The organism is Mesorhizobium sp. WSM4809 (assembly GCF_055811655.1).
Genome location: NZ_JBVVQW010000002.1, coordinates 92,228 through 110,280, shown reverse-complemented (window position 1 = coordinate 110,280; position 18,053 = coordinate 92,228). Strand labels below are relative to the sequence as shown.

Genomic DNA, 18,053 nt, shown 5'->3' with positions numbered 1-18,053 from the left:
TCGTCAAGAAGAAGGTGCTTGGTCGAGAACAGGCGCTGCAAAGCGCGGACGGGAGATTGGGAGGGGCGGCGGTAAAAAGTCAATCCGCCCCGGCGAAGGGCCGAACCGCCACGCCGCGAGGCAGTACCGCAAGCACCTTGAACAGCTCGCCCATGGCTTGCGGCCCTGCGAGGCGCTCGACGTCGCCGGCGATCCTTTCGCGCGCCGCCTGGCCGGCATCGGCGCCAAGCCGGCCGGCGCGCTCGAGGATGCCCATGCCGAGCAGGAAGTCGCCCTGTGTCGTCAGATGGGCTTCGAGGCCATGTGCACGCACGATCGCGGCCAGGGCGGCGAAATCGACATGGGAGGTGAGGTCGGCCTCACCGGGATTGGCCAGCACATCTTCGTGATCGTGGCTGCGCAAGGCCTGCAGCGTGTCCCCGACACCCGGCTGGAGATGGCCATAGTCGAGAAACAGGCCAGCGCCGCCATGCCTGGATATGCGCTCGGCGATCGTTGCCATGAGCGCGGTGCGGGCAGGCGCCACTTCGGCGATCGAACCTTGCGGCGCTTGGGTGGCATCGGCGGGCAGCAGCGTCGGGTCGACCGAGCCGGCGCCGGCGAAGAAGCAAAGGTCGTTGGTCTCGTCGAGGCCGACCACGCGCTCGCGCCAGCCGGCGCCGGCGCGGAGGAACTGGCGGATGGGCACGGCGTCGAACAGTTCGTTGCCGACGATGAACAGCGGTTGCTGCGGCAAGGTCTCGATGGTTTCATGCCAGCCAACCGCGAAGGGTGTGGCGCCAAGCGTCTGCTTTTGCACCTCGGTCAGGCGCGGGCTGGTCTCGATCATGGCGAAGGTGGCGCCGCTGGCCAGATCAGGATCGAGCCGCGACAGCGTACGCAGCATGTCCTTCATCAGCGTGCCGCGGCCGGGGCCGATCTCGGCGATGGTGGCCGGCAGCGGCCGGCCGCTCGCCTGCCACGCCTGGTACATCCACACGGCGACCAGTTCACCGAACATCTGGCTGATCTCCGGCGCGGTGATGAAGTCACCGGCCGCACCAAAAGGCTCGCGCGTCGTGTAGTAGCCGTCCGCCGGGTCGAACAGGCACATCGCCATGTATTCGTTGATCGGTATCGGCCCCAGGGCCTCGATCAGGTCGACGATGCGGGTCTTCAGCCGTGTCATGCCGGCTGCGGCTGCGTCACCGGCTTGGCGGTCAGCATCGCCCAGATGCCGGCCAGCACCATCGGCGTCGACAGGATCATGCCCATGGTCAGCCAGTTGGTGCCGAGGAGGTAGCCGAGCTGCTGGTCGGGCTCGCGGAAGAACTCGACAAAAATGCGCGACAGGCCGTAGCCGCAGATGAAGGCGCCGCCGACGAAGCGCGGCGTCTTCAGCTTGAGGCGCGAATGGGTGAGAATGCGCAGCACGAGGAACAGCACCACGCCTTCGAGAAGCGCCTCGTAGAGCTGGCTCGGGTGACGGGCAAACGGCCCGCCATTGGGGAATTCGAAAGCCCAGGGCACGTCGGTTGGGCGCCCCCACAACTCGGAGTTGATGAAGTTGGCGACGCGCACCAGGCCAAGGCCGACCGGCACGCCGGCCGCCACGACGTCAAACAGCGACCAGGTGCGGATGCCGCGCTTGATGGAAAACAGCGTCATGGCGAGGATGACGCCAAGCAGGCCGCCATGGAACGACATACCGCCTTGCCAGACCGCCAAGATATCGAGCGGGTGGGCGATGTAGCGTGGCAGATCATAGAACAGCACATAGCCGGTGCGGCCGCCGAGCACGACGCCGATGGCCGCCCAGACGATGAAGTCGTCGAGATCCTCCGGCTTCATCGGCAGGACGCCGTTCGGCCACAGCCTGGCATTGGCGGCGAGCCGCTTGGCGTACCACCAGGCAAACAGGATGCCGACGATATAGCCGACGCCATACCAGTGCACCGCCAGCGGCCCGATCTGGATGAGGATCGGGTTGATGTTGGGGAAGGGCAAGGAGGCCAGCGGCAGCAGGAAATATTCGTTCAACGGGGAACTCTCATTTCGAAACGCGTTTGCGCGCGGACCATGCGGCAGGGTTTTGGCAGGGTCAAGGCAAGGTGGGCGCCCTCGACTTGATGCCGCAGCGCGGCGCAACATGCTTGCATTCGACGCGCAGCGCCACTACGTCAATTTGTGCAAGCGCGAGGATTTGCCATGTCGACCGGACCGAACCGCATTCTCGATGAATTCGCCAAGCTGATGACCGACGCCGCCGGCGCCGCCCAGGGCGTGCGCCGGGAGGTGGAGACGGCCTTCAAGGGGCAGGCCGAACGCATTCTCAACACCATGGACGTGGTGCAGCGCGAAGAGTTCGAAGCCGCGCGCGAGATGGCCGCCAAGGCGCGGGAAGAAAACACTCGCCTTGCCGCCCGCATCGAGGCGCTCGAGGCGAAGCTTGCCGAACTGGCCGGCGACGCCACACCAGCGACGGCGGCCAAGCCGCGCACAAAAAAATAATCGTTAAACTTTTCCACATAGCCCGATCCTGAAAAGCGCTTTGCCGTGAATCGCTTAACGGCATTGCATGAATCTTTGTGACAGCGGCTTTCCACATGCAAATGACGCAGTGCGAAAAATTGGGCTGTTCACGCGACTCCCGATCAATAGACTGAATTTGTTGCATGATTCGGAGCAGGGTCATGCGACCGGGCGGTGGGGTCCGGTCTGGGGTCTTTGCGTCGAGAAGGTAGTCTTTTGCGCGAAGAAAGTCCTAGCCGTCCGAGTTCTAGACAAGATTGTTCGTTGTGTGTGCCCTCCCGCGGAGCGTGTGGCGGCGCTCGTACAGAACGACAGGAAGCATTCCATGGAACTTCTCGAACTCGAATTCTCCCGCGAAATCCATCCGGTGGATGTTATCGAGCAGGTGGCCCACAACAACGACTGGTCCTTTGAGCGGGCCGGCGACGACGAGATTTCGATCTCGGTTGCCGGAAGCTGGACCGACTATCACGTCTCCTTCTCGTGGATGGAGGATTTCGAGGCGCTGCACCTTGCCTGCGCCTTCGACATCAAGGTGCCGGAGACCCGCGCGCTGGAAGTGATGCGGCTCTTGTCGCTGATCAACGAGCAGATGCTGTTTGGCCATTTCGACCTCTGGGAGCAGGAGGGCGCGATCATGTTCCGCCAGTCGCTGCTGCTGGCCGGCGGGGTCGAGCCGTCGAGCCAGCAGGTCGAAGTGTTGCTGTCGTCGGCGCTGGAAGCCTGCGAATGCTATTTCCAGGCGTTCCAGTTCGTTGTCTGGTCGGGAACCTCGGCCAAGGACGCCCTGGCCGGCGTGCTGTTCGAGACCTACGGCAACGCCTGAGTCCCCGCAAGGCAGACAAGAACCAAGATGAGTTCGAACAGCGAGCGCAAGCCCGAGATCAGTTTTGCCGATTTCGATCGTGTCGACATCCGCGCCGGCACGATCGTCGAGGCCGAGCCGTTTCCCGAGGCGCGCAAGCCCGCATTCAAGCTGAAGATCGATTTCGGCGCCGGCATCGGCATCAAGAAATCGTCGGCGCAGATCACCAAATATTATACACCGGAGACGCTGATCGGCCGGCAGGTGTTCGCGGTGGTCAATTTCCCGCCGCGCCAGATCGGTCCATTCATGTCGGAAGTGCTGACGCTCGGCTTTCCCGACGAAGAGGGCGCGGTGGTGCTCGGCGCGATCGAGCGCAAGGTGCCGGATGGCGGCAGGTTGTTTTAGGCCGCCAGCTTGCGCGTCGTTCCCAGCGCTTCCTCGACCGTGTCGAGGAACATCTCTGCACAAGCCTTCCAGCTGTAGCGCATGGCGCGTTCGCGTGCTTCGGCACGGTCTACATTGAGCGCGGCAAGCGAGGCCTCGCGCAGATCGTTGGAGACCGCGCCGCCAAAGCCGTCGCCGACAATGTCGATCGGCCCGGTCACCGGATAGGCGGCAACCGGCGTGCCGCTGGCCAATGCCTCGATGATGACGTTGCCGAACGTGTCGGTGCGGCTCGGGAAGACGAAGACATCGGCCGAGGCATAGATCTCGGCCAGTTCGTCGTTGGGGCGATGGCCGAGGAAATGCGCTTGCGGATATTTTGCCTTCAGCCTGGCAAGCTCGGGGCCTTCGCCGACGATCACCTTGCTGCCCGGCAGGTCGAGGTCGAGGAAGGCGGAGAGGTTCTTTTCGATGGCGACGCGGCCGACGCAGAGGAAGACCGGGCCCGGGAAGCCGAGATCCTTCTTCTTGTCGGGCCGGAAATGATCGGTATCGACGCCGCGCGTCCACGGCCGCAGCTTGGTGAAGCCGCGCGCCGAGAGGTCGTCTGCGAGCGACTGGGTGGCGACCAGCGTGCCTTGGCCGGAATTGTGGAAATCGCGCAGCCAGCGATAGGCCCAGCTTTCCGGCACCGGCAGCCGTGCGCTGAGATATTCGGGGAAGCGCGTGTGATAGCTGGTGGTGAACGGCCGGCCGGCATTGCGGCAATAGCGCCGCGCCATGATGCCGAGCGGCCCTTCGGTGACGATGTGGATGTGGTCGGCCTTGCCTGCGTCGATCAGGCGCGCGACATGGCCGGGCGTGGTCAGCGCCAGCCTGATGTCGGGATAGGTCGGCAAGGGCAGGGTGCGAAAGATGTTCGGCGTCAGGAAATCCACGGCGACATCGAAAGATTTCAGCGTCTCGGTGAGTCGCTCCAGCGTGTGGACAACGCCGTTAACCTGCGGCCGCCAGGCATCGGTGACCATCAATATGCGCATGGCGGCCCTTTGCAGGAAAGGTCGACGGTTGCCTTGAGACGATGCCGGAACGGCGACCAGACCGCTGCTCTCGCTTCGCTCCAGCGCACCCGGACGGGCACGGGGTCGAAGTGAGGCGGCAAGGTCGAATCAATTGAGGTCGCGCGCTTCATGCGCGTTCTTGATCATGGTTTCATGACGGGCGGATGAAGCCTGTTTCCACTTTCGGTATCGTGCCGGTTATGCGGGAACCTTGATGATAGCGCGCAGTCCGCCGAGCGGGCTGTCTTCAAGGGTGATGTCGCCGCCATGGGAACGGGCGATGTCGCGGGCGATCGACAGGCCGAGCCCGGTGCCGCTGGCATCGAGGTTGCGGGCTTCGTCGAGCCGCACGAAGGGTTTGAAGACGTCTTCGCGCCGGTCGGCGGGAATGCCCGGACCATCGTCGTCGATGGTGACCAGCAGCGAGCCGCGGCCATGGGTGGCGTTGACTTCCACCGTCTTGGCATAGCGGAAGGCGTTGCCGATGACGTTGGACATCAATCGGGCAAAGGCGTTCGGCCGCACATGCACATCGGGGTCTCCGGCAAGCGTCGTCGACAGCTTGCGCTTGCGCAGCCTGGCTTCCTCGCCGAGCTTTTCGAAATAGGCCTCGAGATCGAACCGTCCGGCGTCTTCCGAAGCCTCGCCACGGGCAAAGGCGAGATAGCCTTCGAGCATCGACTGCATGTCGTCGATGTCCTGGTCGAGCGCGGCCTTGGTCTCGGCCTTGCCGCCGGAAAGCGCCAACTGCAGCTTGAAGCGGGTGAGGATGGTTCGCAGGTCATGACTGACGCCGGTCAGCATGGCGGTGCGCTGCTCGATCTGGCGCTCGATGCGTTCGCGCATCTGCATGAAGGCAAAGCCGGCGCGGCGAACCTCCTCGGCGCCGCGCGGCCGGAAGTCACGCGGCATCGGCCGGCCCTTGCCGAAACTTTCGGCGGCTTCGGCAAGCATCAGGATCGGCCGGATCTGGTTGCGCAGGAAGGGAATGGCGATCATCAGGAGCACCAGCGAGGTGCCGACCATCCAGATAAGGAAGATGTGGGTGTTGGAGGCATAGGCCTGGCTGCGGCGCACGAAGACGCGCAGCACCTTGCCCTCGAGCTGCACGCGCACCTCGACGATGTTGGAGTTGCCGACCGTGTCGATCCAGAACGGGCGGTTAATCTGGCGGGTGATCTCCGACGAGAGAACATCATCCAAAATCGAGAAAAACGGTTTTGGGCCAGGCGCGGGCAGCGGGTCGGGCGGCAAGAGGTCGACCTTCAACTGCATGCGGTCCTGGGCGATGCGTATGATGTTGGTGTAGTCGGCATCGCGCGGATAGGTTTCGATCAGGTCGATGATGGCGGCGATGTCGCGCACGGTGGCCTGCGACAGGCGCTGCGTCACGGTTGCCCAATGACGTTCCATGAAGACGAAGGCGACGACCGATTGCAGCAGGATCATCGGCGCGATGACGATGATCAGCGAGCGGGCATAGAGCCGCTTGGGCATATACAGCGAGACGAGGCGCCAGAAGCGGTTCCAGGCGCGCGGCACCGCCTTCAGCGTCCGCGCGGCGCGTACGCTCAAGCCGCCATTGCCCGGCTGTTCCAGTTCCGTGGTTGCCATTCGCTCATTTCGCTTGCCCGCAGCCGCTCAGCAGGCCGCAGGCGGCATTCTATTCCACGCTGAGCCGATACCCAATACCGCGCACGGTCTGCAGCCAGACCGGGTTGGACGGATCGCGCTCGATCTTGCGGCGCAGCCGGTTGATCTGGACGTCGATGGTGCGCTCGCCGACCTCCGAATCGTCACCGACAAGCTCGTGGCGGGGTATCGTCTCGCCGGCCCTTGCCGCGAAGATCGCCAGGATCTCCTGCTCGCGGTCGGTCAGCTTCAGCGCCTCGCCGCCACGCTTCAACTCGCGCCGGGCGATCTGGAAGGTGTAGGGGCCGAAGACCAACTGCTCGACCTTGGGCGTGGTCGCCGGGCCACCACGGCGAAGGATGTTGTTGATGCGCAGGATCAGCTCGCGCGGATCGAACGGCTTCGGCAGGTAGTCGTCGGCGCCGGCCTCAAGCCCTGAGATGCGGCTGTCGGTCTCCGACAGGGCCGTCAGCATCAGGATCGGTACGTTCTTTTCGGCTCGCAGCGACTTGGTCAGGTCGACGCCCGTTTCACCGGGCATCATGACGTCCAGCACCAGAAGGTCGAAGTCGAGGCCGGCAAGCTTGCGCCTGGCTTCGCCGGCATTGCCGGCGACGGTGACGCGAAAGCCGTTTTCGGTCAGATACTGCTTGAGAAGATTGCGGATGCGGGTGTCGTCGTCGACGACAAGCAGATGCGGCGCGTCGTCGTCCGGCGCGGCCGCGTGATCGACCCGTTCAGTGCTCTCCATGGCTTTTCCCTGACATTTTTGCGGACCCAACGTCGATCTGCGCCCTCAGTTCCGGATTGACCATCGCTTCGAGGAACCGTTCCACCAAGGTCCGTTCGGTTACTCCGGAATCCCCCAATGCAGCATGGATGCGGCGCGACTGTGGCCGCGCCAGCGCCAGCGCCAGCGCACGGCCCTTGGCGGTCGGATAAAGTTCGCGCTGTCGGCGGTCGCGCGGACCTTGCAACTGCACGACATGGTCGGTGTCGATCAACTGCTTGAGCACACGGGCCAGGCTCTGTTTGGTGATCTTCAGCACGTCGAGCAGTTCGGCTACCGTCAGGCCCGGCCTGCGGTTGACGAAATGCAGCACCCGGTGGTGGGCCCGGCCAAAGCCGTAGTCGGCCAGGATCTGGTCCGGATCGGAGGTGAAGTCACGATAGGCAAAGAAGAGCAGCTCGATGATGGCGAAGTCGATGCCGTCCTCGACCGACATCGCGGTCCTGATCGGTTTTCCTGCGGCTGGGCTTCGATCCGTCATTATTTCTCCGTGGGAAAGAGAGATTATGTCAGTACTATTGACGTAATTTCCCTGCAATGGTAATTTTTGACAAGCTTTTGGGCGGATTGCGAACGAAAAGGCAAGGGAAGCCGGTTTTTCCGGAATTTCCTAAGTTTGCCAGAGCGCAATTATCCGCCTACGCTCCACCATAAAAGCCGCTTTGGGCGGCCGACACGAAACACACAACGATACAAGTATCCGGGCTGCCGCCCGTGGGAGGTTACCATGGCATCCGTTCCCTTCGATCAACTCGATGGCTCCATCTGGATGAACGGCGAATTCGTCCAATGGGGTGACGCCAAGATCCATGTGCTGACGCACGGGCTGCATTACGCCAGCGCCGTTTTCGAGGGAGAACGCGCCTATGGCGGCGAGATCTTCAAGCTCAACGAACACACCGAGCGCCTGCATGAATCGGCACGCCTGCTCGGTTTCAATATCCCCTATACGGTGGCCGAGCTCAACGACGCCTCATCCACGCTTCTCAAGAAGCAGGGTTTCCAGGACGCCTATGTCCGGCCGATTGCCTGGCGCGGCAGTGAGCAGATGGGCGTCTCGGCGCAGAACAACCGCATCAACTGTGCCATCGCCATCTGGCAATGGCCGAGCTATTTCGATCCTGCGCAGAAGCTGAAAGGCATCCGTCTCGATGTGGCGGAATGGCGCCGGCCCGACCCGCGCACCGCGCCTTCCAGGTCGAAGGCCGCCGGCCTCTACATGATCTGCACCATGTCCAAGCACGCCGCCGAGGCCAAGGGCTATGCCGACGCCATGATGCTCGACTGGCGTGGCCAGGTCGCCGAAGCGACCGGAGCCAACATCTTCTTCGTCAAGGAGGGCAAGATCCACACACCCAAGCCTGACTGCTTCCTCGACGGTATCACCCGCCGCACGGTCATTGGGCTGGCCAAGGATCGCGGCCTGGAGGTGATTGAACGCGCCATCCTGCCGGAAGAGCTGGAAAGCTTCGAGCAGTGCTTCCTGACCGGGACGGCGGCGGAAGTGACGCCGGTTTCCGAGATCGGGCCTTACCGATTCGAGGTCGGCGAAATAGCCAAGAATCTTATGAATGACTATTCTGCGGCCGTTCAGCCCAAGCACGCGATCGCCGCAGAATAACGAAAGTCACAGCTTTTTTAGGAAGTAGGGGCGGTTTTCGGGCCGCCCCTTTTATTTCAGCGTTTCTGCATTTGACTTTCGTCCAATTCGGCGTCTCATGATGGTGTCGGCCCGGGAGGCTGACAGCTATGGAGGGACTAATCATATGGACATGAACACGCTTCTTCCGATCATCATACAGGTGATTACTGGCGTCATCGGTGGTCAGGCGGTCGGTGCGGCGCTCAAGACGGCGGCGATGGGTCAGCTTCCCAAAATCCTGGGCGGAGCCATTGGCGGCGTCGGCGGTGCGGCGATCCTCGGCAGCCTGCTGGGTGGCGGTGCGGTCGATCCGGCGGCTGCGGCAGCAGCAACGAGCGGTCTCGGCAGCGCGCTGAACCTGCAGAACATCGTCGGCGGCGCCGGCGGCGGCGCGATCCTGACCGCCATTCTCGGCGCGGTCATGGGCGCCATGAAGAAGTAGGCGGGCCGTTTCGGTCTTTTCAAATGGGCGGCTTCGGCCGCCCATTTCCGTTTTCGGAGCTACCGATTGTTCGTCTTTCGAGGGTGGACGCCCTTTGTCCGCGCCTCTACATCACCCGTGAACATCGAAAGGACGATCATGGGTCAGCTCAATGCCGGCATCGTGCCGGTCACACCGTTCCAGCAGAATTGTACCATCCTGTTCGACATGGATGACAAGCATGGCGTCGTCGTCGATCCGGGCGGCGATATCGACAAGGTGCTGGCGGTGCTGAAGGACAATGCGATCTCAGCCGGGGCGATCTGGATAACGCATGGCCACATCGACCATGCCGGCGGCGCAATGGAGTTGAAGGAGGCGCTCGGCGTCGAGATCATCGGTCCGCATGAGGCCGACAAGTCGCTGCTCGACAATCTGGAAAACCAGGGCAAGCGCTACGGCATCGCCGGAGCGCGCAACTGCGTGCCCGACCGGTTCCTGTCCGAAGGCGAGACCGTGTCGTTCGGCGGCCATGTGTTCGAGGTGCTGCACTGCCCCGGCCATGCACCAGGTCACGTCGTCTACTACAACCGCGCGGCCAAGTTCGCCCATGTCGGCGACGTGCTGTTCCGCGGCTCGGTCGGCCGCACCGATCTGCCGGGTGGCGACCATGCTGCACTGATCGCTTCGATCAAGGACAAACTCCTGCCGCTCGGCGACGACATCGGCTTCATCTGCGGCCACGGTCCCGGCGGACGTTTTGGCGAGGAGAGGCGGACCAATCCTTTTCTCGTTTAGAGCAATTCACCATTTCACGGAAACGGCGGGGCCGCTCTAACCTTTGTTCTGACTCAATTCCCAAGGGAAAACGCTTTGCGCTTTTCCCGGGAAACCGTTTCACACTTTTCCTGGAATTGCTGTAGGGCGTGCCGATATTCGCCTGCCCCAATCCTGTGATGCTCCAAACAAAAAAGCGCTGGCCTTGCGGTCAGCGCTTTTCTGTTGGGGCAGGGAGGCCCTGGTTTAGTTCGCCGTGCAGAAATGCTGTTCGCCGTCATTGCCGGTGAACGTGCCGGTGCGGGAATTGAAGGTGCGGTAGCGGTCCGAGCAGTATTCGTACCAATCACGCGTCCACGGCTCGGCATAACGATCAGCGTAGACCACCCGCGGCTCCGCATAGTAGCGGCGGACCGGGGCCGGGCGCACCACCACGTCACGATCGTAGTAACCGTCATCGTAGTAGCGGTCAGCGTCGGGCGGCGGGCGGTCATTGGCCAATGCGCCACCGATCAGCGCACCGGCCGCGAGGCCGAGCACGCCGGCGGCAATGGCATCGCCGTTGCCATGATGGCCATGATGGCGGCGCCAATCACGTGCGTTGGCGGCGGGCAAGGCCGAAAGCGTGGTGGCGACCACGGCAGCGGCCAGGACGGCGGTCTTGAAAATTCGGTTCATCTCGGTCTCCTTCGTGCCGGCCCGTGTAGTTTCGGGGATGCGGTCCGGCTTTACCAAAGACTAATATGCAACCGTGGCTGAACGGGGGCTGAACGGATTTCGACGAATTTATTCAAAACAGGCGTCAAAGGTCACGCGCCCTCCAGGGAGCGAAAACCATCGCCGGTCCAGGCCGGCTCAGCCGACCGACAGGTTGACGGCCTTGGGTCCCTTGCCGCGCTTGTCCGGCTCGGTGTCGAACGACACTTTCTGGCCATCCTCCAGGCCGGGAAGGCCGGACGCCTGCACGGCTGAAATATGGACGAAAACATCCTTCGCGCCATCATCGGGCGTGATGAAGCCGAAGCCCTTGGCATGGTTGAAGAATTTGACGGTGCCGGTCTGCGGCATGGGAAGCTCCTTTGTCCCATAAACTCCAGTCTCGGGCCGGCAAATGCCCGAGTGGAAATTTGTCCTTTATTTTAGCGTCATCGGCAAGAGAAAGTTTTGCGGGCGTCTAAAGCACGTTGCGGCACGCTTTGGCTCTTTGTTTTTATGCAAGTCGTTGCCCAGAACCTGGCGGCTGGGCGACATCACCGGCCCGCGCCTTCGATAAGGAAAAGGCGCGACGAAGATCGCCGCGCCTTTCAAAAATTCAGATCCCTCTCCAGGCCAGGTGCAGGCATGGAGCCTCCGTCGCACGTCCGAGTGACATGCGGCGCGCCGATGGCTCAGGCTGCGCGGAGGTTGACGGCCTTGGGGCCCTTGCCCATGCGGTCCGGCTCGACGTCGAAGGTGACCTTCTGGCCGTCGACGAGCGTGCGCAAGCCGGAGGCTTCGATCGCGGAGATATGGACGAACACATCCTTGGCGCCACCATCGGGCGTGATGAAACCGAAGCCTTTGGTCGCGTTGAAGAATTTAACGGTGCCGGTCTGGGCCATTGGGGAAACTCCTTCACCCGTTCAGTCTTTGGTGGTCCCGCCCGCCGCCTGGCGCAAAGGGCAGTTCCCGGTGGTTGCTTCGGCAGTCATGCATTGGCGCATGGTCAAACCCCCCGCCGAAAACGGGGCCGTCAGAGATTCACAGTATCGGGGAAAGGTCGTCCAAAACGTTCCGCTCTCCGGGTCGCAAATGCCCGAACACGGAATTTATCGCACGGAAACGTGATGGTTGCAAGATACCGCCGCGGGCCGCCGTACTGGCGCATCCCGACGCATCAATCGACTGACCTGAGCATCGATGGGCTCGGCATAGGCTTGCTTGCCGGCCGGGTCATCGGCCAGAGCCGGGCCACGAATGGGCCAGACATCGCGGCGCGCTGACCTCCCTTGCGGTCCAGGCGCCGTTATCGTTTGCCGAGCTCAAACGGGGGTTGCATTCGGCAAGGGAATGGCGAGGATCGGTAACCGGGGACCGATCGTGGGAGATCATCATGAAATTTCTGGCGGCAATCTTTTCGCGGCAGGGTTTTGTCATCTTGTTGCTGTCGGCAATTCTTGCCGCCTGCACCGTTGTCGTCGATGAGGGACCAGGGCCACGCCCGCGTCCGCCACGGCCCGAGCCGCAATATTGCAGCAAGCAGTACGAGCCGGTCTGTGCCCGGCGCGGCGGCGACCGCCAGACCTTCGCCAATTCCTGTCTCGCCGACCGGGCTGGCTACCGCATCGTGCGCGACGGTCCGTGCCGCGACAGCGGCGGTGGCGGTGGCGGTGGCGGTGGCGAGCAGACGTTCTGCACCCGCGAATATGCTCCGGTCTGCGGCCGCCGGCATGGCGAGATGCGTACCTTCCCCAATTCCTGCGAAGCCCGCGCCGCGGACTATCGCGTCGTTGGCGACGGGCCGTGCTGAGAACGCTGCGCCTTGTTGAGGACGACAGGCGTCAAGCCGTCGGCTTCACCTGGCGACAGTAGGCGATGAACTCGGACGCAGGCATGGGTTTGGCGAACAGCCAGCCCTGGCCGTAGTCGACGTCGCGCGCCGCGAGGTAGTCAGCCTGCGCCTGCGTTTCCACGCCCTCGGCAACGATCTTCAGCTTCAGTGTCTTGGCCATGTCGATGATATGCGGGGTGACGGAACTGGTGGCGGAATTCGTGCTGATCGTATCGATGAACGATTTGTCGATCTTGAGCGCATCGAGCGGCAGCCCCTCGAGATAGGACAGGCTGGAATAGCCGGTACCGAAGTCGTCGATTGCCACTGCGTGCCCCATTTCGCGGGCACGAATGAGCGTCGAGCGCGCCGAGTTGATATCGACGAAACCGCGTTCGGTCGCCTCGAGCCAGATTTGCTGCGGCTGGATCCCGGTGTGCTGCAATGCTTTCTCGATAATAGGCAGGACCCGCGCGGTGCCGACATCGGTTGCGCTGAGATTGATGGCGATGTGAAGCGAGCGATCGGCGACCAGGAGCCTGTTCAGGTCGAACACAACCATCGCAATGACCTGATCGGTGATCGCCGTGATCAGGCCGCTCTCTTCCGCCAGCGGAATGAAAAGATCGGGCCGGACCAGGGAGCCATTCGGCCGCTTCCAGCGCACCAGCGCTTCCGCGCCGATGCAATTGCCGGTCCTGAGCTCGACGATCGGCTGATAGTGGACGATGAATTCGTGCTTGCGCACGGCGATCTGCAATTCTCCCGAGGGCGAAAGCCGCCTTCGTGACAGCCACACAACCACGCCGATGATGAAGGCAGCCATGAAGGCGCCGAGCGGGAGCAGCATGAATTGCTGCTTGCGAACGCTGCCCAGGATCTGGCTTGTCGGTTCGGTGGCGACAGCAATCCAGTCCGTCCCGCGCGCGGTGGCAAATAGGAGATCGTCATCGATGCCTTCGCCGGGGCCGGCGATGACCTTCTCGATACGAGCAGGATTCGGGCCGTTCAACGCGCCAAGAAGGATGCCCGTTTGCGTCGTCAAGGCGAGCTGGACACCGGGATCGACGATGACGTCGACAAAGCGTACCGGATCGACAAGGACGTTGTGGTCCCTGTATCGCAGCGCCATCAGAAAATGGTCCTCACTTATCACCGGCTGCATGCGGGCGGTGACGGCCATGCCGTCCCTGGTGGTGAAGTCAGGGGTGGATTGCGCCACGCGCCCTTCGGTCGGTCCCCAAGAAGAGCATTTGAGCAGGCCGTTTTCGAAATAGCCCATTTCTTCGATCGGGCGCGTGCTGATGGTGAGTTGCCGCATACGGGCTATATGGTCCGCCGAACAGCGGATGCCGGTGAACTGGTCGATCTGCCGCAAAGCGGCGGTGGCATCGTTGAGCGAGATGTCGGCCCTGGCGATGGCGCGGCTGGCGAACAGCCGCAGCCGCTCATGTTCCTTTTGGACGGCCTGGGTCCAAGCGAGATGAAACGTCGCCGCGATGGGCACGATGGCGCCCAGCATGGCCAACACCACCGCCGTCACGATGATGCGCGACCTGTCCATGCGCCTCCTGCCTTCGGGTATGAGCGGCGATCGTGGGTGGTCGCCCGCAACGTCTCGGCCACCAATCGCGGCAGCGGCCCGGTTCAGGCGGATCTTAGGGCCTCGATCTTACGTGAACTTTAATGGAGTCGTGGGCAGCACCGCTGCTCTAAACCGGATAGGCGCCGTCGGCCGGGCCGGCGTAAAGCTCGCAGCCATTGTCGTCGCAGATGCGCAGGCGATCGGGGATTTGCGGCATGGCCAGCGTGTGGAACAGCGCGGTGGCGCCCTGCAGCGCGGCGCGCAGATTCGGCGCCTCCAGCGATACCTTGTCGAGAGTGGCTTCGTCGGCGTCGCGCGACCGGTAGAACTCGATGACGAAATTCAAACGCGCCTCCGTGGCAGAGCATTGCGCAGGCCTGTCCAGTCAATTCGCCACCTCACAGAGGACGACGGAAAGGGCGCACGAGGCGCGCCCTCCAGTTTGTCAGCCTTTCGACTTCGGCTTCAAGCTGCTCTCCGCCTGCTTGACCGACGAACCGAACGGGGAGGCGGGCTTTGCCACGACCTTGTCCTTCTTCGGCTTGCGTGTCTCGCGGTTGCTTCGCTGTTGACCTTTGGACATGTCGTGCTCCTGCTTCAGTGTTGGCTTGGCGGTGGGGTCTCAGACGAGCGGGTTGCTGGCAACAACGGGGTTGTCGGCAACAACCGGATCTGCCGGTTCGAGATTGTCTTCGGTGGTGACCCGCTCATAGCTCTCCTGCTCGCTGCGGATGCGGTATTGCGGCGAACCATCCTTGACCGGCAGCCTGCTCTTGATCTGGAACAGTTCGGCGGTCTTCTGAACGAGGCCGGTGCGGCTCTTCATGCGCACGGTCTGACCGATCGAAAATTGGTGCGCGGGTGTGTCGGTGCGCGGGCGCGCATTCTGCTGGAAACGGATCATGCTGCATTCTCCCTGTCGCGCTTCAGCGCTGTTTCGAGTTCGAGGTAATCGATGGCGACAAGCTGGCTGGTGGGCGGGTTTTTCGCTGCCCTTGCCGGCAGATGGATGAAAGTGGCGACGCGGCGCCAGGCAAGCCGCGACATGCCCTCGATCAGCTCTTCGTCGTGGTCGATGTCGTAGTCGCCGGCCGGCAGCTGCCCTTCCAGTCCGCCGAGCACGAAAGGTGCGGTGAAGTGCGCGATGGAGTGGGTGGTGCGGTCCGGCATTGTCTTACCTATGCAAAGCAGCGGTCCTGAAAACAAAAAAGCGGGGACGAGCCCCGCTTTCCTATTTCCGGCAGTCGCTGGAAATAAGCCTCTTTCGAGAGCTGCCAGTACATCCGTGGTCAGCGTTCATCGAATTCGGCCGGATCAGATCAATTGCAAATTGGCGGCCGACTCGCGGCCCTTGGTGTCACGCTCCAACTCGAACTGCAGCTTCTGGCCTTCGGCGAGGCCGGAGAAGCCGGCGCGCTCCAGTGCGCTGACATGGACAAAGACGTCCTTGCCGCCATCGGTCGGCTGAATGAAGCCGGTCCGGCCATTGTAGAACTTCACGGTTCCGGTGTTCATGTCGGTCTTTCGAAGAATGAGAATGGCCGCGCGGAGCGAATTGCCGCGCGCCCGGTATCGATGATTTGGAATGAGATTGGCGGGTCGAGAACCTCTGACGCCGCGAGATGCCAATTCTGGCCCAAAGCGATCCTGTACAGATAGGCCTTTGTTGTAATTTAATCAAGGCGTTTTAAAATAAAATTGTGCTTCATTCAAAAAATTGCGCGCTGTAACTATCAGAAAAATGATGATACAAATTCATACAATTCAAAAACTGTTTGAAGCTTAGCGGGAATAATTCTCCCGGTATTTCATTTTTCTTGTGAGTTGAAGAAGGAGACCTCGAGATGTCCGTAAAGACGCCAACAGGCACCCCCGTAACGATCACGCCGGTCGCAAAGCCGGTAATGGCAAAGCCGATGGTTGTCCTGTCGCCGCGGCTGACTGTCAGAAGTGACGAGGCGGCAAAGCGAAGGATGGCCGACACCGATGGAACGGTTCGGCGTGCCAGGCAGGTTGCCGAGACCAATCGCCTGATTTGATCTTTCCGCACCGACGAAAGGACGAGACAGCAAGCGAAGCCTTGAACCTGGCGCGCCAATGGCCTAGATCGCCACAGGCGGATAAAACACGGCAGGTTTCCCATCAACAGAGATCAAAGACGAGCGGCGGGTGCGGGAGCCAGGTCTGGCGCAGGCGGACAGCCGCCGCTGGGCCTCGACCAGTATGTGCAGCAGGCGTTGCAACTGCATCAGGCGGGGCGCCGGCAAGAGGCTGAGACGATCTACCGGCAGGTGCTGGCGCGTCAGCCCAAGCATGCGGCCGCGGCGCATTTCCTGGGACTGCTGCTGCACCAGACCGGGCGCAGCGAAGAAGGGCTGGATCTCATCGAACGGTCGGTGAGCCTGCAGCCGACGAATCCCGATTTCCTCAACAATTTCGGTACGGTGATGCGCGACCTCGGCCGCCCTGCTGCGGCCATCGATTTCTTCCGCGGTGCGGTGGATCTGCGGCCGGACCAGCTCGCGGCGCGCGACAATCTCGGCTCATCGCTGAAGCAGGTCGGCCAGTTCGAAGAGGCCGAAGAGATTTATCGCGGCACGGTTGCACGCAATCCATTTCACGTGCGCGCCCGCATCGGGCTTGCCGAAACCCTGCAGGAAGCCGGGCGGCTGGATGAGGCGCTGGCTGCCTTCCGCGAAGCGCTGGCGATACGCCCCAAGGATGCCGACCTGCTGCACGGGCTCGGCGTCGGGCTGATGGAAAAGGGCAAGCTCGACGAGGCGGTCGACCTGTTCCGGCAGGCGTTGGCGATCAACCCCGCCATGGCCACAGCCTGGCTGATGCTGACGCAGGTCAAGCGCCAGAAGGAGCGCGACAGCGAGCTTGGGGGCATGGAAGCCCAGCATGCCAAAGCGCCGCAGGACAGCCTGGCACGCATGCAGCTGTCCTTCGGACTCGGCAAGGCGAATGACGATCTCAGGGATTATGGCCGGGCCTTCGACTATTTCGCCGAAGGCAATGCGATCCGCCGCAAAGGCATCAACTACGACCAGGCCAGGACGCGGGCCGAATTCGAGGCGATGAAGGCCACCTTCGATGCCGGCTTCTTCGAGAAGCACAGGCCCAGCTCAATCAGCGACGACACGCCGATCTTCATCGTCGGCATGCCGCGTTCGGGCACGACGCTGGTCGAGCAGATCATTGCCAGCCATCCGCAGGTCTATGGCGCAGGCGAGCTCAGCATCTTGAAGAAGGCGGTCGGCAAGCAGTTCCCGGCGACCATGCCGGGTGGCTTCCCATGGGGCGTATCGGATATGGGCGATGCGGATTTTGCCGAGGCAGGGCAAGCCTATCTCGACATGCTGCATGCCCGCTATCCGAACATGCGTCACGTCACCGACAAAATGCCAGGCAACTTCCTGCTTGTCGGCTTCATCCACATGATGATGCCGAAGGCCAGGATCATCCACTGCGCGCGCGATGCCGCGGCCACCTGCCTGTCGATCTACAAAGTGCATTTCCGCGGCGACAGCCATCGCTATGGCTACGATCTCGGCGAGCTCGCCGACTTCCACAATCTCTACACCGACATCATGAAGCATTGGCACACGGTGCTGCCGGGCGTCGTGCATGATGTACGCTACGAGGATTTTGTCGCCGACCAAGAAGGACAGACGCGGACATTGATCGCTCATCTCGGCCTGCCCTGGGACGACGCGGCTCTATCGTTCCACGAGACCGACCGACCGGTTCGCACGGCTTCGGCCGCACAGGTGCGCCAGCCGATGTATCAAGGGTCGGTCGATCTGTGGAAGCGCTATGGAGATCGGCTGAAGCCGCTGCTCGACAAGCTGGATTAGCGCAACGCTATCTAGCTGATCGTGGCCTTAGCGATGGCCTAAGCACCCGCGT

General features: G+C 62.4%; 24 protein-coding genes. 8 read left to right on the top strand and 16 right to left on the bottom strand.

The window, feature by feature from the left end; genetic code table 11:
- Positions 1-79: 79 nt before the first annotated feature.
- Together AC0L24_RS05050 and lgt are read right to left on the bottom strand one after the other, a co-directional pair.
- Positions 80-1,168: a class I SAM-dependent methyltransferase gene (locus AC0L24_RS05050; RefSeq protein WP_127809535.1), complete on the bottom strand. Its 1,089-nt coding sequence runs from the start codon at positions 1,166-1,168 to the stop codon at positions 80-82.
- Positions 1,165-2,019 carry a prolipoprotein diacylglyceryl transferase gene (lgt, locus tag AC0L24_RS05045; RefSeq protein ID WP_127396991.1) on the bottom strand — a complete coding sequence of 285 codons (855 nt, stop codon included), beginning with the start codon at positions 2,017-2,019 and terminating at the stop codon, positions 1,165-1,167. The genes AC0L24_RS05050 and lgt overlap by 4 nt, the downstream gene beginning before the upstream one ends.
- A gap of 168 nt (positions 2,020-2,187) precedes the next feature.
- On the opposite strand from lgt, the gene AC0L24_RS05040 reads away from it, so the two are divergent.
- The 3 genes from AC0L24_RS05040 to AC0L24_RS05030 all read left to right on the top strand — a co-directional run bounded on the left by AC0L24_RS05040 (position 2,188) and on the right by AC0L24_RS05030 (position 3,724).
- Positions 2,188-2,490 carry an accessory factor UbiK family protein gene (locus tag AC0L24_RS05040; RefSeq protein WP_013530008.1) on the top strand — a complete coding sequence of 101 codons (303 nt, stop codon included), beginning with the start codon at positions 2,188-2,190 and terminating at the stop codon, positions 2,488-2,490.
- Positions 2,491-2,836: 346 nt separating this feature from the next.
- Positions 2,837-3,337 carry a type III secretion system chaperone family protein gene (locus tag AC0L24_RS05035; protein ID WP_013893499.1) on the top strand — a complete coding sequence of 167 codons (501 nt, stop codon included), beginning with the start codon at positions 2,837-2,839 and terminating at the stop codon, positions 3,335-3,337.
- Positions 3,338-3,364: 27 nt separating this feature from the next.
- Positions 3,365-3,724 (top strand): tRNA-binding protein, encoded by a 360-nt coding sequence (locus AC0L24_RS05030; protein ID WP_127261686.1) that lies wholly within the window; start codon positions 3,365-3,367, stop codon positions 3,722-3,724.
- Here AC0L24_RS05030 and AC0L24_RS05025 read toward each other — a convergent pair.
- From AC0L24_RS05025 to AC0L24_RS05010, 4 genes are all read right to left on the bottom strand, one after another.
- Positions 3,721-4,743 (bottom strand): glycosyltransferase family 4 protein, encoded by a 1,023-nt coding sequence (locus AC0L24_RS05025; protein WP_127326801.1) that lies wholly within the window; start codon positions 4,741-4,743, stop codon positions 3,721-3,723. The genes AC0L24_RS05030 and AC0L24_RS05025 overlap by 4 nt on opposite strands.
- A gap of 219 nt (positions 4,744-4,962) precedes the next feature.
- Positions 4,963-6,378: an ATP-binding protein gene (locus AC0L24_RS05020; protein ID WP_127268417.1), complete on the bottom strand. Its 1,416-nt coding sequence runs from the start codon at positions 6,376-6,378 to the stop codon at positions 4,963-4,965.
- Between the two features lie 49 nt (positions 6,379-6,427).
- A complete protein-coding gene (locus AC0L24_RS05015) occupies positions 6,428-7,147 on the bottom strand; it encodes a response regulator (protein WP_013530014.1) in 720 nt (239 codons plus the stop codon).
- Complete coding sequence (locus AC0L24_RS05010) at positions 7,134-7,667, bottom strand: MarR family winged helix-turn-helix transcriptional regulator (RefSeq protein WP_027039379.1); 534 nt, start codon at positions 7,665-7,667, stop codon at positions 7,134-7,136. The genes AC0L24_RS05015 and AC0L24_RS05010 overlap by 14 nt, the downstream gene beginning before the upstream one ends.
- Before the next feature lie 246 nt (positions 7,668-7,913).
- On the opposite strand from AC0L24_RS05010, the gene AC0L24_RS05005 reads away from it, so the two are divergent.
- The 3 genes from AC0L24_RS05005 to AC0L24_RS04995 all read left to right on the top strand — a co-directional run bounded on the left by AC0L24_RS05005 (position 7,914) and on the right by AC0L24_RS04995 (position 10,047).
- Positions 7,914-8,807, top strand: a complete 894-nt coding sequence (locus AC0L24_RS05005; RefSeq protein WP_127268418.1) for a branched-chain amino acid aminotransferase — start codon at positions 7,914-7,916, stop codon at positions 8,805-8,807.
- A gap of 145 nt (positions 8,808-8,952) precedes the next feature.
- The gene (locus AC0L24_RS05000) at positions 8,953-9,270 is read left to right on the top strand and encodes a hypothetical protein (protein WP_023809804.1); all 318 of its coding nucleotides are present in this window, start codon (positions 8,953-8,955) and stop codon (positions 9,268-9,270) included.
- 138 nt (positions 9,271-9,408) lie between these two features.
- Positions 9,409-10,047, top strand: coding sequence for an MBL fold metallo-hydrolase (locus AC0L24_RS04995; RefSeq protein WP_127268419.1), 639 nt, complete (start codon positions 9,409-9,411; stop codon positions 10,045-10,047).
- 225 nt (positions 10,048-10,272) lie between these two features.
- Here the strand turns inward: AC0L24_RS04995 and AC0L24_RS04990 are convergent, their stop codons facing one another.
- The 3 genes from AC0L24_RS04990 to AC0L24_RS04980 all read right to left on the bottom strand — a co-directional run bounded on the left by AC0L24_RS04990 (position 10,273) and on the right by AC0L24_RS04980 (position 11,627).
- Positions 10,273-10,704: a BA14K family protein gene (locus AC0L24_RS04990; RefSeq protein WP_127268420.1), complete on the bottom strand. Its 432-nt coding sequence runs from the start codon at positions 10,702-10,704 to the stop codon at positions 10,273-10,275.
- Between the two features lie 177 nt (positions 10,705-10,881).
- Complete coding sequence (locus AC0L24_RS04985; protein ID WP_013530020.1) at positions 10,882-11,094, bottom strand: cold-shock protein; 213 nt, start codon at positions 11,092-11,094, stop codon at positions 10,882-10,884.
- Positions 11,095-11,414: 320 nt separating this feature from the next.
- Entirely contained in the window at positions 11,415-11,627 is a 213-nt protein-coding gene (locus AC0L24_RS04980; RefSeq protein WP_006202520.1) for a cold-shock protein, read from the bottom strand.
- Between the two features lie 491 nt (positions 11,628-12,118).
- Between AC0L24_RS04980 and AC0L24_RS04975 the strand changes: the two genes are divergently transcribed.
- Positions 12,119-12,535 (top strand): Kazal-type serine protease inhibitor domain-containing protein, encoded by a 417-nt coding sequence (locus AC0L24_RS04975; protein ID WP_127809537.1) that lies wholly within the window; start codon positions 12,119-12,121, stop codon positions 12,533-12,535.
- Between the two features lie 31 nt (positions 12,536-12,566).
- Here the strand turns inward: AC0L24_RS04975 and AC0L24_RS04970 are convergent, their stop codons facing one another.
- From AC0L24_RS04970 to AC0L24_RS04940, 7 genes are all read right to left on the bottom strand, one after another.
- Positions 12,567-14,120, bottom strand: a complete 1,554-nt coding sequence (locus AC0L24_RS04970) for an EAL domain-containing protein (RefSeq protein WP_127809538.1) — start codon at positions 14,118-14,120, stop codon at positions 12,567-12,569.
- Positions 14,121-14,268: 148 nt separating this feature from the next.
- A complete protein-coding gene (locus tag AC0L24_RS04965; protein ID WP_127294949.1) occupies positions 14,269-14,487 on the bottom strand; it encodes a hypothetical protein in 219 nt (72 codons plus the stop codon).
- A gap of 99 nt (positions 14,488-14,586) precedes the next feature.
- A complete protein-coding gene (locus AC0L24_RS04960) occupies positions 14,587-14,724 on the bottom strand; it encodes a hypothetical protein (RefSeq protein WP_164482279.1) in 138 nt (45 codons plus the stop codon).
- 39 nt (positions 14,725-14,763) lie between these two features.
- Positions 14,764-15,045 (bottom strand): hypothetical protein, encoded by a 282-nt coding sequence (locus AC0L24_RS04955; protein WP_127809540.1) that lies wholly within the window; start codon positions 15,043-15,045, stop codon positions 14,764-14,766.
- Positions 15,042-15,311 carry a hypothetical protein gene (locus tag AC0L24_RS04950; RefSeq protein ID WP_023809798.1) on the bottom strand — a complete coding sequence of 90 codons (270 nt, stop codon included), beginning with the start codon at positions 15,309-15,311 and terminating at the stop codon, positions 15,042-15,044. Before AC0L24_RS04950 ends, AC0L24_RS04955 begins: the two co-directional genes overlap by 4 nt.
- Before the next feature lie 144 nt (positions 15,312-15,455).
- Positions 15,456-15,656, bottom strand: a complete 201-nt coding sequence (locus AC0L24_RS04945; protein ID WP_127809541.1) for a cold-shock protein — start codon at positions 15,654-15,656, stop codon at positions 15,456-15,458.
- A 190-nt stretch (positions 15,657-15,846) separates the two neighbouring features.
- Entirely contained in the window at positions 15,847-16,239 is a 393-nt protein-coding gene (locus tag AC0L24_RS04940; protein WP_164748817.1) for a hypothetical protein, read from the bottom strand.
- 139 nt (positions 16,240-16,378) lie between these two features.
- Here AC0L24_RS04940 and AC0L24_RS04935 point away from each other — a divergent pair, with 139 nt between their 5' ends.
- Positions 16,379-18,001 carry a tetratricopeptide repeat-containing sulfotransferase family protein gene (locus AC0L24_RS04935; RefSeq protein WP_245481680.1) on the top strand — a complete coding sequence of 541 codons (1,623 nt, stop codon included), beginning with the start codon at positions 16,379-16,381 and terminating at the stop codon, positions 17,999-18,001.
- Positions 18,002-18,053: the final 52 nt, after the last annotated feature.

What these genes read in the sequence shown, in the direction of transcription:
- AC0L24_RS05010 (WP_027039379.1), bottom strand. Translation starts at nt 7,667, where the DNA reads ATGACGGATCGAAGCCCAGCCGCAGGAAAACCGATCAGGACCGCGATG.
- AC0L24_RS04960 (WP_164482279.1), bottom strand. Translation starts at nt 14,724, where the DNA reads ATGTCCAAAGGTCAACAGCGAAGCAACCGCGAGACACGCAAGCCGAAG.
- AC0L24_RS05030 (WP_127261686.1), top strand. Translation starts at nt 3,365, where the DNA reads ATGAGTTCGAACAGCGAGCGCAAGCCCGAGATCAGTTTTGCCGATTTC.
- AC0L24_RS04975 (WP_127809537.1), top strand. Translation starts at nt 12,119, where the DNA reads ATGAAATTTCTGGCGGCAATCTTTTCGCGGCAGGGTTTTGTCATCTTG.
- AC0L24_RS04955 (WP_127809540.1), bottom strand. Translation starts at nt 15,045, where the DNA reads ATGATCCGTTTCCAGCAGAATGCGCGCCCGCGCACCGACACACCCGCG.
- AC0L24_RS05035 (WP_013893499.1), top strand. Translation starts at nt 2,837, where the DNA reads ATGGAACTTCTCGAACTCGAATTCTCCCGCGAAATCCATCCGGTGGAT.
- AC0L24_RS05015 (WP_013530014.1), bottom strand. Translation starts at nt 7,147, where the DNA reads ATGGAGAGCACTGAACGGGTCGATCACGCGGCCGCGCCGGACGACGAC.
- AC0L24_RS04945 (WP_127809541.1), bottom strand. Translation starts at nt 15,656, where the DNA reads ATGAACACCGGAACCGTGAAGTTCTACAATGGCCGGACCGGCTTCATT.
- AC0L24_RS05050 (WP_127809535.1), bottom strand. Translation starts at nt 1,168, where the DNA reads ATGACACGGCTGAAGACCCGCATCGTCGACCTGATCGAGGCCCTGGGG.
- AC0L24_RS05040 (WP_013530008.1), top strand. Translation starts at nt 2,188, where the DNA reads ATGTCGACCGGACCGAACCGCATTCTCGATGAATTCGCCAAGCTGATG.
- AC0L24_RS04985 (WP_013530020.1), bottom strand. Translation starts at nt 11,094, where the DNA reads ATGCCGCAGACCGGCACCGTCAAATTCTTCAACCATGCCAAGGGCTTC.
- AC0L24_RS05000 (WP_023809804.1), top strand. Translation starts at nt 8,953, where the DNA reads ATGGACATGAACACGCTTCTTCCGATCATCATACAGGTGATTACTGGC.
- AC0L24_RS05025 (WP_127326801.1), bottom strand. Translation starts at nt 4,743, where the DNA reads ATGCGCATATTGATGGTCACCGATGCCTGGCGGCCGCAGGTTAACGGC.
- AC0L24_RS04950 (WP_023809798.1), bottom strand. Translation starts at nt 15,311, where the DNA reads ATGCCGGACCGCACCACCCACTCCATCGCGCACTTCACCGCACCTTTC.
- AC0L24_RS04970 (WP_127809538.1), bottom strand. Translation starts at nt 14,120, where the DNA reads ATGGACAGGTCGCGCATCATCGTGACGGCGGTGGTGTTGGCCATGCTG.
- AC0L24_RS05020 (WP_127268417.1), bottom strand. Translation starts at nt 6,378, where the DNA reads ATGGCAACCACGGAACTGGAACAGCCGGGCAATGGCGGCTTGAGCGTA.
- AC0L24_RS05005 (WP_127268418.1), top strand. Translation starts at nt 7,914, where the DNA reads ATGGCATCCGTTCCCTTCGATCAACTCGATGGCTCCATCTGGATGAAC.
- AC0L24_RS04980 (WP_006202520.1), bottom strand. Translation starts at nt 11,627, where the DNA reads ATGGCCCAGACCGGCACCGTTAAATTCTTCAACGCGACCAAAGGCTTC.
- AC0L24_RS04995 (WP_127268419.1), top strand. Translation starts at nt 9,409, where the DNA reads ATGGGTCAGCTCAATGCCGGCATCGTGCCGGTCACACCGTTCCAGCAG.
- AC0L24_RS04990 (WP_127268420.1), bottom strand. Translation starts at nt 10,704, where the DNA reads ATGAACCGAATTTTCAAGACCGCCGTCCTGGCCGCTGCCGTGGTCGCC.